The following is a 14,338-nucleotide window of genomic DNA, read 5'->3' as shown; positions in this document are numbered from 1 at the left end:
GCTTAATTCTTCCGTTGTGCCTGCACCCCTGACCATCCTACTTGGCGATTTGCCAGGTTTGGTGCGCCTGGCTGTGTCCAAGGTGCTGCGGACGGACAAAGACGTGCGGATTGTTGCCAGCACCTCCGGCGCCGACGACCTGCTCGATCAAACCAAGGCTTTGCGTCCTGATTTGGTTATTGTAGGAGATCAATCGGCTCCAATGCTGCACAAGCTGGCTACCTGCCACCGGGGGCCTGTGCTCTTGTATTCGGCTCAGCAACTGCGCACGGGCCTGCTGCGCGACACTGCCAAATGGGGCGTGTACGATCATTTCGGCCCCATGCCCGCCGCCTCGCACCCCGATCATGCGTTTGCTCGTCGGGAGCTGCTCAGAAAGGTACACCGCTCACGTCGGGCGGTTACGGCGTACGTTGGCCGCTCAGCCCATAAAGCCGAAGCTGCAACAGAGGTGGCTGCCTTCCGCCGCATTAGCAGTGCTCCACCTAGGGGAGTAGTGGTACTGGGTGGATCGACGGGCGGAGCCGCCGCGGTTGAGCAAATTGTGCGTCAGCTGCAATCCGGACTTCGGCATGCAGTGGTAGTGGCGGTGCACTTGCCTGCTTCTTTTACTGCTACGCTGGTGGAGCGGCTGCGCAAAGCCTCGGTGCTACCCGTAGTAGAGGGTGCTGCCGGCATGCGACTCGAACCCGGCAAAGTAGTGGTGGTACCCGGCGGCCGTCATTGGATGATTAAGGGTAACCTGCCGCAACAAATGTGGCTGGCTCCGGCTACTGAGCAGGCCCCCGCGCTCGACGAACCCAGCATCGACTTGCTGCTTAGCTCTGCTGCCCGTGCGGCGGGCCGCAATACCCTAGGTGTGGTACTAACCGGGCTCGGCAACGACGGTACGGTGGGCGCGCAGGTAGTGCGTCAGCTTGGTGGTACGGTGGTTGCCCAAGACGAAGAATCCTCAGTAGTATTCGGCATGCCCAAATCGGTGATTCGTGCCGGTCATGCATCCGTGGTGCTCGGCCTGGGCGAGGTACCACGCTTTATCACCGCCCACACGCAGTTGATGCGCCCGTGGCCGATGATTTCTCGAACCACTTCCGTTTCCCGCTCCTACACCCGATGAAATCGCGCGAACAGGAATACCGGGAATTGTTTATGGCTGAAGCCCTTGAGGCTTACGATGCCATGAGCCAGCACATTTCGGTGCTGGAGAAGCGCCCCGACGACGAGGCTGCCCTGCAGGAGCTGTTTCGCCTGATGCACAATCTGAAGGCCAACGCCCGCGCCATGGGCTATACCGAGATTGGCGAGGTGGCTCACCGGATGGAGACCATCTTCGGCGAAATCCGCAGCAAGGAGCGCACTTTCTCAGGTACTTTGGTGCCGGTGCTGTTTGCGGGCATCGATGCCCTAGGTGAAATGATCCGGGCAGTAGGCGCCAACCAGCCCTTGCCCGAAAGCACGGACTTGCTGGACAACCTCGACCGGGTGATGCGCGGGGAAGAACCCGTGCTGGATGCCAACCAGGTTACGCACTCCGACGAGGATGCCAACCGTAAGCTGGAGCTTTCCGACCTGGTTTACATCCCCATCAAAAAGCTCGACCACCTGCTCAATCTGGTTGGCGAGCTGATTATTGATCGGGACCGGGTGCTGACCCTAAGCCAGGAAATCGGCGACATCGGTTTGACGAGCGTAGCCGCGCACCTCAGCCGCCTGGCCGACGACCTGCAGTATTCCGTAATGGATGCCCGGCTGGTAGGGGTGGGTACGCTGTTCAACAAGTTTCCGCGGGTAGTGCGCGACGTAGCCACCGCCGAGCAGAAGCAGGTGGAGCTGACCATCAGCGGGCAGGATATCCAGATTGACCGGAACATCCTGCAGATTATCACCGATGCGTTGCTGCACTTGGTGCGCAATGCCATCGGCCACGGCATCGAAACGCCCGAAGAGCGTGCTCGGGCTGGCAAATCGCCGATGGGACATCTCACGCTTTCGGCCCAAACGGAGCGCGACGACGTACTGATCCGGATTATCGACGATGGCCGCGGCATCGACGTGGAGCGCGTGCGGCGCAAGGCGGTGGAGCGCGGTCAAATCCCAGCCGATGTTGCCAGTCGGCTGAGCGACGTTGAAGTGTACGGCCTGATGTTCGAGGCCGGGTTTTCGACGGCGGAGCAGGTGACCGAAATTTCGGGTCGTGGCGTGGGTCTTGACGTTGTTAAGCTCGCCATCGACTCCCTAGGTGGTCAGCTGCGCGTGGAGTCGCAGCTGGGCCAAGGCACCACCTTTACGCTGGTGCTGCCCACCTCAATTGCCGTTAAAGGCGCTTTGTTGTTCCAGCTCGATGGCCACTCGTACGCTTTGCCGCTGATGCACACCGATTCGGTGGTTTCGTTGCGGCCCGAGCAGTTGCACGCGGTTGGCGGCATGTTGCTGGCCAAAGTGCAGGAAGAACACATTCCGGTGGTGAAGCTGGCCGAATTGCTCGACGATTCCGACGAGCCATTGCAACCCGCCGACCGGGAGGCCCTGATGGGCCGCCAAGACATCATTATTACCAGCTATAATGGTCGTAAGCTGGGCCTGATTGTCGACCAGTTTCTGCGTCAGCAGGACATTGTAATTAAACCCGTGAGTCAGCCGCTCGACATGATTGATTTGTTTGGTGGCGTCACACTACTCGGCAGTGGGCAGGTGTGCCTGGTACTGGATGTACCAGCCCTGACGCGCCTTTTCATAGCCCGCCGCCCATGATACACGTACAGCCAAATTCGGGTCGCCGCCGAGTTGCCGCCGGCCTGCTACCTAACTGACCCACCCGTATGGACCTGCACATGAACGATCTGGAACGGGACATTATCCGCGAAATCCTCAACATCGGATTGGCGCGGGCAGCCGACTCGTTTGCTGCCATTGCCCAAGAAAGGGTGTTGCTGGAAGTGCCGAGCCTCGAGCTCGTCCGTCCGCGCGATATACTCAAGATGGTGAACAAGTACCAGGCGCAACACGTCGTTGTGCAGTCGGACATCAAAGGCGACTTCAATGGTACAACCCTGATGTTCTTCTCGGGGCAGCACATTCAGCGCTTATCGCGGGTGTGTTTGCGCCAAACGGTTGAGGAAACCCTTAACCTGAGCGAGATGCAGGAATCGTTGCTGCTTGAAATCAGTAACATCATCACTGGGGCGCTGGTAACGCAACTGGCCAACATTCTGAAGGCCAAGATTTACGGCGCCCCGCCGCGGGCCCCCAAAGGCGACCTGGCGCACGCCCTTGATAACCTGCTGCTGTCGCATCCGCAGATGCAGCCGCTGATCTTCTCGGTTATCACGCAGTTCTCCGATCAGAACAGCAACGTGGAACTGCCGCTCATGCTGTTCTTCGACCGCGCCACTTTCGACAAAATTCTTTCCATTATCCGCACCTACGACCTGCCCGGCAACGGCCCAACCGCCTAGGTGCCAGGTAGCAGTGCCTCTTACCGCATCCTCATGCACGACCCCATCACGCTTTCGCTGCAGCAGAAACTGGCCAACTTCGACCCGAATGCCGTTGGCGATACTTCGGGTGGCTTGTTTGGTTTGCCCTTCACCGTTGATGAGGCCCAAGTAGTTGTGGTGCCTGTGCCGTGGGAGGTGACGGTATCCTACCGCGCCGGTACGGCTCAAGGGCCCGCGGCTATTGCCGAGGCTTCTTCGCAAGTCGACCTCTACGATCCGGACATTGCCGATGCCTGGAAGCTGGGCCTGGCTATGGAAGCCGTGGACCCCGAGTGGGAAGCCGAAAGCAAAAAGCTCCGCGAAAGCGCCGAGGACTACATCAACTGGCTGGAGGATGGCCAACCGCAGGAAAACGCGGCCAACCTCCAGGTTATCCCGGCAAAGGTTACCGAGCGAGGCAAGGCGCTGCTGCAGTGGCTGAAAGAAAAAACCGGCCGGTACCTTGATGCCGGCAAAGCCGTGGTGGTACTCGGCGGCGACCACAGCACGCCCCTGGGCTACATGCACGCCCTGGCCGAGCGCCACGAAGAGTTTGGGATTCTGCAGATTGATGCGCATTGCGACCTGCGCGTAGCCTACGAAGGCTTCCAGTACTCGCATGCCTCCATCATGTACAACGCCTTGCAACTCCCGCAGGTGAAAAAACTGGTGCAAGTAGGCATTCGCGACTTGTGCCAGCAGGAAGCCGACGTGATTGCGCAATCGGGCGGGCGTGTAGTAATGTTCCACCACCGCTTTTTGCGCGACGAGATGTACGGCAAGAAGTCGTGGAAAAAGCAATGCAGCAAGATCATCGCCCAGCTGCCCCAAAAGGTGTACCTGAGCTTCGATATCGATGGACTTGACCCCAAACTGTGCCCCGGCACGGGCACGCCGGTACCCGGCGGGCTAGAGTTTGAAGAAGCGCTGTACCTGCTTCGGGCGGTGGTACGCTCCGGGCGCCAGATCATTGGCTGCGACCTGAACGAGGTTGCCCCCGGCGACACTGACTGGAACGGTAACGTGGGTGCTCGTTTGCTGTATCAGATGGCCAACTGGATGGCCGTTTCGCAAGGCCGGCTTACTGCCAACGGTATGGATGCCGTATAGCAGCTAAATATTTGCTTTTTCGTATAGTTGCCCATCAGCTCCTCCGTGCGAGCTGATGGGCAATTTCTTTTCCACCAAACAGCTGCTCATCATGGGCTTCATCCTGAAATTTATTCTTAGCGGCATCATCGCCTACGTGCTTACCAAAGTGTTGCCGGGGGCTCACCTAGGAAGCTTTGTAGATGCGTTGTTGTTGGTAGTAGTGCTGGGCTTGCTGAACGCGATTGTCAAGCCGATTCTCAAGTTCATCGGTTTTCCCATCACCATCCTGACCCTAGGTCTGTTCCTGTTGGTCATCAACGCCATCATCCTGCTGCTGGCCGATTGGATCCTGCCCGGCTTCAAAGTCGATGGCTTTATTTCGGCCCTTATCTTTAGCTTCGTGCTCACCATCGTCACGGCCATTGTCGATATGATTATTGACTGAGGCGACAGCGTTACATGCAGCAAAAAGGCCGCTCCTTCGCAAGTAGGAGCGGCCTTTTTGGTTTGCAGGAAATCAGAGGCCTTGGGGCCCCAGCCCTTTTATACGCGCTTGATTTGCGCACCTAGGGCTTGCAGGCGGCCGTCGATGTTCTGGTAGCCGCGGTCGATTTGCTCTACGTTCAGGATGGTGCTCTTGCCCTCAGCCGACAGCGCGGCAATCAGCAGAGCCACACCAGCGCGAATATCGGGCGAGGTCATGGTAATGCCGCGCAGGGCGTGGCGCTTGTCAAGGCCGATAACGATGGCACGGTGCGGGTCGCAGAGGGTGATTTGCGCGCCCATGTCGATGAGCTTGTCCACGAAGAACAGACGCGACTCAAACATCTTCTGGTGAATGAGCACGGTGCCTTTGGCCTGGGTAGCTACCACCAGCGCAATACTCAGCAAATCGGGCGTGAAGCCGGGCCAAGTGTGGTCGGAGATGGTAAGAATGGAGCCGTCGAGGTACGTGGCAATTTCGTAGCGGTCCTGGGCCGGCACAAAGATGTCGTCGCCGCGGTACTCCAGCTTGATACCCAGCTTGCGGAAGGTATCGGGGATGAGGCCGAGCTCCGGAATCTGGCAGTCTTTAATGGTGATTTCCGAACCCGTCATGGCCGCCAGGCCGATAAACGAGCCAATCTCGATCATGTCGGGCAGCATGCGGTGCTCGGTGCCACCGAGGCGCTCCACGCCTTCGATGGTAAGCAGATTCGAACCGATGCCCTGAATGTTGGCACCCATGCGCACCATCATTTTGCACAACTGCTGCAAGTAAGGCTCGCAGGCGGCGTTGTAAATGGTGGTAGTGCCTTCGGCCAGTACCGCGCCCATCACAATGTTGGCTGTGCCGGTAACGGAGGCCTCATCGAGCAGCATGTGGGCGCCGTGCAGCTTGCCCGGAGTCGAAATCTTGTAGAAATCGGTGCCCTCTACCTTTAGCTCGCCGCCCAGCTTTTGCAGGCCTACAAAGTGGGTATCGAGCGGACGACGGCCGATTTTGTCGCCGCCGGGCTTGGGCAGCTGGCACTTGCCGAAGCGAGCCAGCATGGGGCCCAAAATCATGACCGAGCCGCGCAGCTCGCGCGCCTGCTTCACAAACGCCGGCGTGTCGAGGTAGTCGATGTTCACGTCGTCGGCCTGAAAGCGGTAGGTATCGGCACCCAGGCGCTCCACCTTCACGCCCATGTCGGCCAGCAGCTCTATGAGCTTGTTGACGTCGCGAATGTCCGGGATGTTGGAAATGGTAACCGGCTCCGAGGTCAGGAGCACGGCACAAATAATTTGCAGAGCCTCGTTTTTGGCTCCTTGCGGCACGATTTCGCCGCGTAGCGGTTGCCCGCCGATTACTTCAAAAGCTGCTGACATGTACTCTATTGCGGCGGTTGTTGCTGGTCGCGTCCTCCTTTTTTGCCCCGGCGCTTGTCGCGGCGGTCGTTTTTACCACCGCCGCGGCGCTGTTCACGGTCGCCACGCTCGGCCCGTGGTTGTTGCACCACAAAGGCGCCGCCACGCCCGGCCCCGGCAGGGGCAGCGCCGGCGATGGTATCGAGGCCACCTAAGGTTTCAAGCTGGTTGATATCGAGTACCAGCTTGCCACCCGAAAGGTCTTTCAGGTGCTTCAGAATGGTTACATCCTTCGGCACATCCTTGCTGTGCATGCGGTATAAGAACTTCATCACCCGGCCAACGGAAAGGGCTGCCTGCTCGCGCTCGGTGGCATCCTCAATCTCGGTGGCCTTGGCAATAAGCTCCTCTACGTTTTTGCCGTAGGGGCGCAGCTTGGGCGCCTTGCTGGGGTAGGCAAGGGGCTTGGGTTTCTGGTTAAACTGATCGAGGCCAGTCAGCGGGAAAGGCGCGTCCACGTCCAGCTGGTTGCCGGTCATGGCGTAGAGGTGGTTCCAGAGCTTGTGCTGGTAGTCCTGCTGCTCGCGCACGCCCGGGTTCAGGCGAAACATCAGCTGCACTACCTGCTGGGCACGCTTCGTGCGCTCGGCGCGGTCTTCCAGCGTGAGCAGCGTTTGGGCCAGCTGGTAGGTGTTATGGCCGTATTCGCGCACCAGCAGCTGGAGCTGCGGAGGGAGGGTTTCAGTCATGGGTAGGTCAAGAAAGACTTCGGCGGCCCGAGGGGGCTCAGCTGAGCAAGTAAGCCAACCGAGAGGCCTGGCAAAACAGCTCGGCCATTTGAAGTGCTAAATATACGGCAGTTGCGCGGGTTCGGTACTTAGTGTATCGCTCCGCGCTTTCGCTTCGGATTGGTGGCTGGCACCGAGGCGCCAGCCACCAATCCGAAGCGAAAGTAATTTTTGTACGCGGCAGGCTTACAGAATCCGCAGCTTAGCGAAGCTCAGCAACAACGTCTTCTCGCCCACGCCCCCCTCAAACTGAATGGTGGCTTTGGTCTGGCCGGCTTGGGTTTCCACCTTCGAAACGGTGCCAAAGCCAAACTTGGGGTGCTCTACTTTATTGCCCGCGGCCAGGTTGCTCGTGTCCGAAGGCTTAAAGTCGGCCGAGGGCACGTAGGGCTTCACCGGAGCGGCAGCGGGCTTGATCTTCTGGGCACCTACCAGGTTGGAGCGGCGCTCCAGCACCGGAGCAAAGGGGCTTTCCTCGGTGCCGTACTTAAAGTCGACGTACGAGGGGTCGATTTCGTCGATGAAACGGCTTTTCTCGCAGCTGCGCAGGTTGCCCCACTGGTAGCGCGAGGTGGCGTAGCTTAGGGTTAACTTCTTCTCGGCGCGCGTAATAGCCACGTAAAACAGGCGGCGCTCTTCCTCCAGGTCGGCCCGCGACGTAATCATCATTTGGGACGGGAAGAGGTTTTCCTCCATGCCCACGATATACACGTTGCGGAACTCCAGACCTTTAGCCGAGTGAATGGTCATCAGCGTAACCGACTCGCCGTCGTCTTTGGCATCCTTCAGGTCGGTATCGGTTACCAGGGCAATGTCCTGCAGGAACGAAGCCAACGACTTGTCCTCGCGTTCGGGGTCGTCGACGTACTCCTTGATACCGTTCAGCAGTTCCTGAATGTTCTCGTAGCGCGAAAGGCCCTCGATGCTCTTATCGGCATACAGGTCCTCGATCATGCCGGAGTTTTTGGCAATGAACTTGGCAGCTTCGAAGGCGTCGTCTTTAGCGGCCACCACGGCGTAGCTCTTAATCTGCTCGGCAAAGCCCACCACGGGATTCGACACGCGCGCCGGCAAGAACTTCTCGGCGTTGGCCACCACGTCCCACAGCGTTTCGTTCGCCTCGTCAGCCGCGTTAATCAGCTTGCTGATGGTGGTGTCGCCGATGCCGCGCTTGGGGTAGTTGATTACGCGGCGCAAGGCCTGCTCGTCGTTGGGGTTTACGGTGAGGCGCAGGTAGGCTACGAGGTCCTTGATTTCCTTGCGCTGGTAAAAGCTCAGGCCGCCCACAATCTTGTACTTGATGTTGAGCTTGCGCAGGGCTTCTTCCATGGCGCGGCTCTGGGCGTTGGTGCGGTACAGGATGGCAAAGTCTTCGTAGGACAGATGGTGGTTCATCTTGTCCTCGTAGATGCCGTTGGCCACCAGCTTGCCTTCTTCGTTGTCCGAAGCCGCCCGAATCACCTCGATGCGCGGGCCTTCCTCGTTGTCGGAGAAAACGCTTTTGCGCAGCTGCGCCTGGTTGTTCTTGATTACCGAGTTGGCCGCCTTTACGATGTTCTTGGTGGAGCGGTAGTTCTGCTCCAGCTTGAAGATGGCCAGCTCGGGGTAGTCCTTCTCGAAGTTGAGAATGTTCTGAATATCGGCGCCGCGGAAGGCGTAAATGCTTTGCGCGTCGTCGCCCACCACGCAGATGTTGCGGTTCTTGGCCGAGAGCTTCCGCGTGATGAGGTACTGCGAGTAGTTGGTATCCTGGTACTCGTCCACCATCACGTAGTGGAATATATTCTGGTACTTGTTCAGGGCATCGGGGTGGTCCTTGAACAGCACGTTGGTTTGGTACAGCAGGTCGTCGAAGTCCATGGCGCCGGCCTTAAAGCAGCGCTGCTGGTACTGCTGGTAAATTACCCCAATCTTGGGGCGCATGGCGGCCTCGTCGTCCTGCCGGATTACGGGGTCATTCAGGTACTGCTGCACCGAAATAAGCTTGTTCTTGGCCGCCGAAATCCTACCCAAGACGGTACTCGGCTTATAGAGCTTGTCGTCAAGATCGAGCTCCTTCACGATCTGCGAAACGAGGGTTTTGGTGTCCTGCGTATCGTAAATAGTGAAGTGGCGCGGGTAGCCCAGCTTATCGGCTTCCGAACGCAGAATACGCGCAAAGATGCTGTGGAAGGTGCCCATCCAAAGGTTCTTCGCCTCGGGGCCAACAACCTTCTCAATACGGGCCCGCATTTCGCGAGCGGCCTTGTTGGTAAACGTAAGGGCCAGGATGTTGAACGGGTCGACACCCTTCTCCAGCAAGTGAGCAATGCGGTAAGTAAGTACCCGCGTTTTGCCCGAACCCGCACCCGCAATAATCATCGCCGGGCCTTCGGTGTGCAACACCGCGCCGCGCTGCGACTCGTTCAGTAAGTTCAGATAATCCAGTGCCATTCGCTTTCTCGTAGCCCGATTACAGGCTAAACAACAAAGGTAAGCCGAAAGCTCCGCCGGGGGAAAGGGAATGTGGTTTAGGTGCTCGGCCAATAGGGCATCTGGCTTACCTAGGCGAACTTCAGCTCCGGCTCAGGTGTTCCACACCGAATCTGCCGCTGTATCTTTGCGGTTCGCTTTTGCCTACTCCGATGATTGTCATCCAGAATACCATCGTTTCCGACGATGTCCGCGACCAGTTCTTCGTGTGCAACCTCGAGCGCTGCAAAGGCGCCTGCTGCGTGGAGGGCGACCTAGGCGCTCCGCTCGAAGAAGAGGAGCTGCGCATTCTGGAGCAGGAGTACGACAAGATCAAGCCTTTCCTGACCCTAGGTGGCCGCTATGCCATTGAGCAACAGGGGCTCTACATCAAAGACTGGGAAGGCGACTACAGCACCACCACCATTGATAACCGGGAGTGCGCTTACGCGCTGTACGACGAGCGCGGCATTCTGAAGTGCGGCATCGAGCAGGCGTACCTGGCCGGTGCCACCACCTTCAAAAAGCCCATCAGCTGCCACCTGTATCCCATCCGCATCAGCAAGTACGACGAGTTTGAGGCGCTGAATTATGAACGCTGGGAAATCTGCAACCCGGCCTGTGCCTTCGGGGCGCAGCTGGGTGTGCCGGTGTATAAATTCCTGAAGGAGCCACTCATCCGCAAATACGGCGAGGGGTGGTACCAGGAGCTGGTGCAGGAAATCGAGCAGCCCAAAGCCGCCGGGCCGCAGGCCTAGGTGCCAAAAGCCCAGAAACAAAAAAGGCCGGCTACGCTCGTAGCCGGCCTTTTTTTATGCGCCAACGCAGGCAATTACTGCCAGGTATCGGTGCGGGTTACGCTGGTGCCGGTGGGGGTAAAGGCGCGGTTGGAGCCGCCTTCCCACAGCACGTTGCCAGCGCCGTCCTTGCGAATGTATTTGTACTGCACGGCCGTGCCGCTGGTCAGGTTGATGGTGCCGCGCCACGTGGGCCAGGCGGCGCCGCTCAGCTTAATGGCGTTGGCCGTATTCCAGCTGCCCAGCTGCGCCGTGCTGCCGATTACGTACACATCCTGCCCGCTCACGGTGTTGCTGTAGTTCACCTGAAACGTTACGGCCGTGGTGGTGGTGCTGGGCGGCGGGGGCGTGGTGCTGCCGCTGCCGGGCACCCATACCGAGTAGCTGCGCGCATTTACCGGGAAGTTGCCGGTACCGTTGGCATCGGTGGTAACGGTGCCGGTGCGGTTGCCGGTTTTGTCCGTAAGGGTAGCGTTCTTGAAGGGCGTGGTCAGGGTTTTGGTGCGGGCCGTGGAGCCGTCGTTCAGCAGCAGCAGCAAGCCGGGGCGGGTGCCGTCGCCGGCGCGCGAGTAGGCGTACACGTCGGCGTCGTTGGCGCTGGTGTACTCGGCGCCGGCACCGTAGCCGTTGGCCCGCCGAATGTCAATCAGCTGCTTGATTTGCGGACCCAGGCCGTACTCGTAGTAGTCGCGGTAGTACACGCAGGGGTAGCCGTTGGCGCGCGTCAGGATGTAGGCATAGGCCAGCATCTTCAGGTTCACCACGGGCGAGTACAGGGCGCCGCCCTGGTGGTCGGTGTCGTGGTTGTCGACAAACGATACCGACAGCGTGGGGTTCGACTCGGTAAAGCCCGCAAACTGCAGCCCGCGCATATCCCAGGCGCCGTTGCCGTTGCTCATGTCCTGGAAGGTGTAGTGCAGCGGCACGTCGAAGAGGCTGGTGCGCCCGCCGGTAGCGGCGGCGTAGTTGCGCAGCTCCTGCAGGTTCCGGAACCAGGCCTCACTCACGGCAAAGCGGCCGCTCGTGCCCTTCACCGCATCCAGCCACTGGTTTACGTAGGGCGTGTAAATGTGCTTGGTGGCATCGAGGCGGTAGCCGTCGAGCTGCAGCTTGGTGGTCAGCCAGTTGCCCCAGTTAATGGTTTCGGTTTGGTTGGCCGGGTTGCCGTTGTACTGAATTTCCGAGCCCAGCAGGTTGTCGTATGCGTCGTTGTTGGCGTAGGGCTGAAAGTCCCAGCTTTTCCACTGGTACCAGCCGTTGTTGGGTGCCTGCTGCGTGCCCGTAAAGTTGGCGGAGCTCCAGCGGTAGCTGCTGTAGGTGCTGCCGCGGCCGGGGTAGTTAAACCGGGTGTACACCAGGTTGCCGTTCACGGTTTCCTGCGCATCGGCCCAGGTCAGGTGGTTCATCACGATGTCCTCGTATACCTGAATGCCCTGGCCTTTGAGCGAGGAAATAGCCGACTGCAGCTGGCTGATGGTGCCGTAGCGCGTGGCCACCGTGCCCTTCTGGTTGAACTCGCCTAGGTCGTAGCGGTCGTACACGCCGTAGCCAACGTCGGTGGCGCTGCCGCCTTTATAGGCTGGCGGCAGCCAAATGGCCGTAATGCCGGCAGCCTTCAGCTCGGCGGCTTTGCTGCCCAGGTTTTGCCACCAAGTGCCCGCGGGTGTGGTGCGGGGCACATCCCAGTAAAAACCCTGCATCATTACCCCGTTCACGGCTACGGCCGAGTTGGAGCTGGATGCTGCGGCTACCCGGGGCTGTACCGCTTGGGTAGCGTCTTTGTTGCAGGAAGACAACAGGCTTCCTGCAGCCAGTAGCCATGCGGCGGCTGCTAGTTGTTTCACCATCTGATGTTTTGGTTTGGTTAGTATAGTGGTGGTCAAATATGTAGCATCTTTTTAAAACTTTAAATAAATAACACAACATTGGTAAGGATTGCGGAGGCTTTAAGCCAGGTATAATACAATTCATATCCGGCTGAAAATGCCTTCCGGTTACATTCATTCTTCAGAAAAGGCAACGCACTTTTTTTCAGGTTTATGCCCGAGCGCTGGCTGCCGAAGACCGCATTGGTCGAGTAGGAGGGACAAGCTGCGCTAGGGATGATGCTGGCAGGTAGCACTGCCACGTAGCCCGCGGCCCTAGGTCGCCGTCGGGCGCACCAGCTGGGCACCCCGCTGGGTAGTGGCCCTTCCGCGGTGGTTTGCCAAACGGTTTTGGGTAGGCTCTGAAGCTGCCGTATGGCGCAGTCACTGCTCCCCCAACCCAGCTTTTGCCATTGGCTCCTGTCCGGCTTATTGATCATGGCCACCTAGGGCTTGCCTGTTTTGCGCCTGTGTCACAGCACTGCGCCCGTACGCGCTACCTCACGCTAAGCAAAGCGCCTAGGTGCGTGCATAAAAAAACGCCCGGCCAACTAGGCCGGGCGTTACTTGTGTATGCCGCTCTGAGCAGGTTTACAGCGTCGAGAAGTCAAACGACTCCAGGAACTTCGTGGTGAAGTTACCGGCCTTGAAATCCTCGTTGTCCATCAGCTTCAGGTGGAAGGGAATGGTGGTTTTGATGCCTTCCACCACGAACTCCGACAGGGCGCGCTTCATTTTCACCACGCACTCCTCGCGAGTTTGCGCCACGGTGATGAGCTTGGCAATCATCGAGTCGTAGTTCGGCGGAATCTGGTAGCCCGCATACACGTGGGTATCCACGCGCACGCCGTGGCCGCCGGGGATGTGCAGCACCGTGATTTTGCCGGGCGAAGGGCGGAAGTCCTTCGTGGGGTCTTCGGCGTTGATGCGGCACTCCATGGCGTGCAGCTTGGGCATGTAGTTTTTGCCCGAAATCGGAATACCGGCCGCTACCTTGATTTGCTCCTTGATGAGGTCGAAGTTGATTACCTCTTCCGTCACGGGGTGCTCCACCTGAATGCGGGTGTTCATCTCCATGAAGTAGAAGTCGCGGTTCTTGTCAACCAGGAACTCGATGGTGCCCACGCCTTCGTAGCCGATAGAGGCAGCGCCGGCAATGGCGGCCTGGCCCATTTTCTCGCGCAGCTCCGGCGTCATGAAGGGCGAAGGCGCTTCTTCAACCAGCTTCTGGTGGCGGCGCTGAATGGAGCAGTCGCGCTCCGAAAGGTGGCACACAGTGCCAAACTGGTCGCCGGCGACTTGGATTTCGATGTGGCGGGGTTCCTCCACAAACTTCTCCAGGTACACGCCGTCGTTGCCGAACGCGGCTTTGGCTTCGGTGCGGGCGTCGTTCCAGGCTTTCTCGAACTCCTCTTCGCTCTTGATGATGCGCATGCCGCGCCCACCGCCGCCGGCCGTAGCCTTCAGGATAACCGGGTACTTGATTTCGAGCGCTACCTTTTTGCCTTGCTCCAGCGAATCGAGCAGGCCATCGGAACCCGGAATGGTGGGTACGCCGGCCTTCTTCATCGTGTCCTTAGCCGAGGCTTTGTCGCCCATGGAGTTGATCATCTCCGGCGAGGCCCCGATGAACTTGATGCCGTTTTCGCGGCAGATGCGCGAGAACTCCGCGTTTTCCGACAAGAAGCCGTAGCCCGGGTGAATGGCATCGGCGTTCGTGATTTCGGCGGCGGCAATCAGGTTCGGAATGTTCAGGTACGAGTCGCGCGAGGGCGCCGGCCCGATGCACACGGCTTCGTCGGCGAAGCGCACGTGCAGGCTTTCCTTATCGGCGGTCGAGTAAACAGCCACCGTCTTGATGCCCATTTCGCGGCAGGTGCGAATTACGCGAAGCGCAATTTCGCCGCGGTTGGCAATGAGTATTTTCTTGAACACAGTTCGTTGAGAATTATGAATTAAGAATTATGAATTATGAATTACCCAAACCAACCGGGAGCACCTGGCAAACGGGCTGCCTGTCAATTCACAATTCATAATTC

At 58.9% G+C, this 14,338-nt stretch carries 11 protein-coding genes; 6 read left to right on the top strand and 5 right to left on the bottom strand.

What is annotated here, in order from left to right:
- Window positions 1–16 precede the first annotated feature (16 nt).
- The 5 genes from OIS50_RS06930 (at window position 17) to OIS50_RS06910 (ending at window position 5,013) form a co-directional block, all read left to right on the top strand.
- Window positions 17–1,117, top strand: a complete 1,101-nt coding sequence (locus OIS50_RS06930; RefSeq protein ID WP_264693588.1) for a chemotaxis protein CheB — start codon at window positions 17–19, stop codon at window positions 1,115–1,117.
- Window positions 1,114–2,751, top strand: a complete 1,638-nt coding sequence (locus OIS50_RS06925; RefSeq protein ID WP_264693587.1) for a chemotaxis protein CheA — start codon at window positions 1,114–1,116, stop codon at window positions 2,749–2,751. Before OIS50_RS06930 ends, OIS50_RS06925 begins: the two co-directional genes overlap by 4 nt.
- A 68-nt stretch (window positions 2,752–2,819) precedes the next feature.
- The gene (locus tag OIS50_RS06920) at window positions 2,820–3,455 is read left to right on the top strand and encodes a chemotaxis protein CheC (RefSeq protein ID WP_264693586.1); all 636 of its coding nucleotides are present in this window, start codon (window positions 2,820–2,822) and stop codon (window positions 3,453–3,455) included.
- 33 nt (window positions 3,456–3,488) lie between these two features.
- On the top strand, window positions 3,489–4,586 hold the full coding sequence (locus OIS50_RS06915; protein WP_264693585.1) for an agmatinase family protein: 1,098 nt from the start codon (window positions 3,489–3,491) through the stop codon (window positions 4,584–4,586).
- Window positions 4,587–4,641: 55 nt separating this feature from the next.
- Window positions 4,642–5,013 carry a phage holin family protein gene (locus tag OIS50_RS06910; protein ID WP_264693584.1) on the top strand — a complete coding sequence of 124 codons (372 nt, stop codon included), beginning with the start codon at window positions 4,642–4,644 and terminating at the stop codon, window positions 5,011–5,013.
- Between the two features lie 98 nt (window positions 5,014–5,111).
- On the opposite strand, the gene murA is transcribed toward OIS50_RS06910, so the two are convergent.
- The 3 genes from murA to OIS50_RS06895 all read right to left on the bottom strand — a co-directional run bounded on the left by murA (window position 5,112) and on the right by OIS50_RS06895 (window position 9,613).
- A complete protein-coding gene (gene murA / locus OIS50_RS06905) occupies window positions 5,112–6,419 on the bottom strand; it encodes a UDP-N-acetylglucosamine 1-carboxyvinyltransferase (RefSeq protein WP_264693583.1) in 1,308 nt (435 codons plus the stop codon).
- Window positions 6,420–6,424: 5 nt separating this feature from the next.
- The gene (locus OIS50_RS06900; RefSeq protein WP_264693582.1) at window positions 6,425–7,147 is read right to left on the bottom strand and encodes a DUF4290 domain-containing protein; all 723 of its coding nucleotides are present in this window, start codon (window positions 7,145–7,147) and stop codon (window positions 6,425–6,427) included.
- Window positions 7,148–7,372: 225 nt separating this feature from the next.
- Window positions 7,373–9,613 carry an ATP-dependent helicase gene (locus OIS50_RS06895; RefSeq protein WP_264694346.1) on the bottom strand — a complete coding sequence of 747 codons (2,241 nt, stop codon included), beginning with the start codon at window positions 9,611–9,613 and terminating at the stop codon, window positions 7,373–7,375.
- Between the two features lie 197 nt (window positions 9,614–9,810).
- Between OIS50_RS06895 and OIS50_RS06890 the strand changes: the two genes are divergently transcribed.
- Window positions 9,811–10,395, top strand: a complete 585-nt coding sequence (locus OIS50_RS06890) for a DUF3109 family protein (RefSeq protein ID WP_264693581.1) — start codon at window positions 9,811–9,813, stop codon at window positions 10,393–10,395.
- A 74-nt stretch (window positions 10,396–10,469) separates the two neighbouring features.
- On the opposite strand, the gene OIS50_RS06885 is transcribed toward OIS50_RS06890, so the two are convergent.
- Window positions 10,470–12,230 (bottom strand): alpha-amylase, encoded by a 1,761-nt coding sequence (locus OIS50_RS06885; protein WP_264693580.1) that lies wholly within the window; start codon window positions 12,228–12,230, stop codon window positions 10,470–10,472.
- 660 nt (window positions 12,231–12,890) lie between these two features.
- Window positions 12,891–14,234: an acetyl-CoA carboxylase biotin carboxylase subunit gene (gene accC, locus OIS50_RS06880; RefSeq protein WP_264693579.1), complete on the bottom strand. Its 1,344-nt coding sequence runs from the start codon at window positions 14,232–14,234 to the stop codon at window positions 12,891–12,893.
- Window positions 14,235–14,338: the final 104 nt, after the last annotated feature.

The organism is Hymenobacter sp. YIM 151858-1 (genome assembly GCF_025979705.1).
Lineage (GTDB): Bacteria > Bacteroidota > Bacteroidia > Cytophagales > Hymenobacteraceae > Solirubrum.
Note: the sequence above shows the minus strand (reverse complement) of the source record. Positions and strands in the feature narration are given on the sequence as shown.

Excerpts from the sequence above, each read along its gene's own strand:
- OIS50_RS06925 (WP_264693587.1), top strand. The coding sequence starts at position 1,114 with ATGAAATCGCGCGAACAGGAATACCGGGAATTGTTTATGGCTGAAGCC.
- OIS50_RS06920 (WP_264693586.1), top strand. The coding sequence starts at position 2,820 with ATGGACCTGCACATGAACGATCTGGAACGGGACATTATCCGCGAAATC.
- OIS50_RS06915 (WP_264693585.1), top strand. The coding sequence starts at position 3,489 with ATGCACGACCCCATCACGCTTTCGCTGCAGCAGAAACTGGCCAACTTC.
- OIS50_RS06910 (WP_264693584.1), top strand. The coding sequence starts at position 4,642 with ATGGGCAATTTCTTTTCCACCAAACAGCTGCTCATCATGGGCTTCATC.
- murA (WP_264693583.1), bottom strand. The coding sequence starts at position 6,419 with ATGTCAGCAGCTTTTGAAGTAATCGGCGGGCAACCGCTACGCGGCGAA.
- OIS50_RS06900 (WP_264693582.1), bottom strand. The coding sequence starts at position 7,147 with ATGACTGAAACCCTCCCTCCGCAGCTCCAGCTGCTGGTGCGCGAATAC.
- OIS50_RS06890 (WP_264693581.1), top strand. The coding sequence starts at position 9,811 with ATGATTGTCATCCAGAATACCATCGTTTCCGACGATGTCCGCGACCAG.